This window comes from Acinetobacter sp. 228, assembly GCF_048147885.1.
In genome coordinates, this window is record NZ_JAYWYV010000058.1 from 1 (window position 1) to 2,460 (window position 2,460).

At 42.3% G+C, this 2,460-nt stretch carries 1 protein-coding gene; it reads right to left on the bottom strand.

Annotation, left to right across the window (positions count from 1 at the left end; all coding sequences use genetic code 11):
• Positions 1 to 53: 53 nt before the first annotated feature.
• The gene (gene katG, locus VXQ92_RS15725; RefSeq protein ID WP_416682429.1) at positions 54 to 2,207 is read right to left on the bottom strand and encodes a catalase/peroxidase HPI; all 2,154 of its coding nucleotides are present in this window, start codon (positions 2,205 to 2,207) and stop codon (positions 54 to 56) included.
• Positions 2,208 to 2,460 lie beyond the last annotated feature (253 nt).

Here is a 2,460-nt window from a genome sequence, read left to right on the forward strand (position 1 = left end):
GTATTAAAAAAGCCAGTTCAATTTGAACTGGCTTTTTATTATTTTGGCTTAAATTAAGCTAAGTCAAAACGGTCAAGATTCATGACTTTAGTCCATGCAGCAACAAAGTCTTGAACAAATTTTTCTTTACCATCTGCCTGAGCATAAACTTCGGCTAATGCACGTAAGATAGAATTCGAACCAAAGACTAAATCATTACGTGTTGCGGTAAATTTCACTGTGCCTGATTTACGGTCTTTACCTTCAAATACTTCACTTGTTGAATCAATAGGTGCCCATACATTCGACATGTCGAGTAAGTTTGTGAAGAAGTCTGTGCTGAGTACACCAACTTGCTGAGTGAAGACACCGTGTTGAGAACCATCCCAGTTAGTGCCCAGTACACGTAAACCACCAATCAATGCGGTTAACTCCGGTGCAGTCAAAGTCAGTTGTTGTGCTTTATCAATTAATAAGACTTCAGCTGGTGTGTTGACTCCCTGTTTTTTCCAATTTCTGAAACCGTCAGCAAGACCGAGCAGTAATTGGAATGATTCAACATCGGTTTGACTTTGTAATGCGTCAACACGACCAGGGGCAAACGGAACGGTAATATTGAAGCCTGCTGCTTGAGCAGCTTGTTCTACACCAACGTTACCAGCTAACACGATTAAATCCGCCAATGACAATTGGGTTGATGCCTTGAGCTCTTCAATTTTAGTTAAAGTCTCAACAGCTTTTTTGTTTACTTCCCACTCACGTTGTGGTGATAAAGCAATACGTGCACCGTTTGCACCACCACGTTTATCTCCACCACGGAATGTTGATGCAGATGCCCATGCAAGGGAAACCAACTCACCAGTAGATAACCCTAGAGCAACGATTTTTGCTTTTGCATCAGCAATGCTTGCAGAAGATGGTGTAGCGCTAGCAGCAGGTAATGGATCTTGCCAAATTAAATCTTCAGCAGGAACTTCTGGACCTAAATAACGTGCTTTTGGTCCCATATCACGGTGAGTTAATTTAAACCAAGCACGAGCAAAAGCATTGGCAAAGGCTTGTGGATCGTTAAGGAAACGACGAGAGATCTTTTCGAACTCAGGATCAAAACGTAGGGTCAAATCTGTAGTAAGCATCGTTGGCTTACGTTTAATTGACGGGTCGAAAGGATCTGGAATAATGGCTTCAGCATCTGCTGCTACCCATTGAATTGCGCCAGCAGGTGAACGTTCTTGTACCCATTCGTATTTGAAGAGGTTTTCAAAGAAGTAATTGCTCCATTGTGTTGGCGTTTGTGACCAAATAACTTCTAAACCTGAAGTGATCGCATCTTTACCGACACCTGTGCCATAGCTGTTTGCCCAACCAAAGCCCATTTGTTCAATTGGTGCACTTTCCGGGTCTGCTTGGACATGGTCAGCAGAGGCAGCGCCGTGAGTTTTACCTAAAGTATGACCGCCTGCAATCAAGGCAACAATTTCTTCATCATCCATTGCCATGTTGCCGAAAGTGGCACGAATAAACGGTGCTGCTGATCGTGGGTCACCACTCGCTTGTGGTCCTTCAGGGTTCACATAAATTAGGCCCATTTCGGTTGCAGCAAGATTACTGCCCGCCAATGCTTCAGAGTTACGATGAGCTAACCATTCTTTTTCATCACCCCAGTTTACATCGTTGTCTGGTTCCCAAACATCTTCACGACCGGCACCAAAACCAAAGGTACGGAAACCAGAAGACTCAAGTGCGATGTTCCCGGCAAGAATAAATAAATCGGCCCAAGATATTTTTTGACCGTATTTTTGTTTAACTGGCCATAGTAAACGGCGTGCTTTATCTAAACTTGCATTGTCAGGCCAACTATTTAATGGAGCAAAACGTTGTTGACCACGACCGGCACCACCACGGCCATCGCCCATACGATATGTACCGGCAGCATGCCACGCTAAACGGATAAATAAGCCCGTATAATTTCCCCAGTCGGCTGGCCACCAGTCTTGGGAATCGGTTAATACATTTTTGATATCGGCTTTAAGTGCGTAGTCGAGTTTTTTAAATTCTTGACGGTAATTAAAATCTTTACCGAGTGGATTAGAGCGTTCTGAATGTTGATTGAGTAAGTCAACACGTAATTGATTTGGCCACCAGTGTAAATTAGCCGTGCCACCACTGACTGTTACTTGCGGTTTTGAGTTATGACCTGAAAAAGGACATTTTGATTCGTTTGACATGATTATATTCTCTCTGGGTAATATTTATTGAGCTCTTAATAAAACTGAAGGCTCATTTTCCTGGACTTCTGGGTTAAAAAAATGATGCGTATCGAATAAAGAAATGAGAGAACAAATGGTGAGAGAAACCGTTTTAAAAATTTTTCACTGTTATGTCAGCTCATCGGTTTTATTCAACAATACATGAGTTTCCTTTGTTTATTATTCCTTCAATTTACTGCATGAAGGCTAAAAAACAAGAGGGAAAATGGTT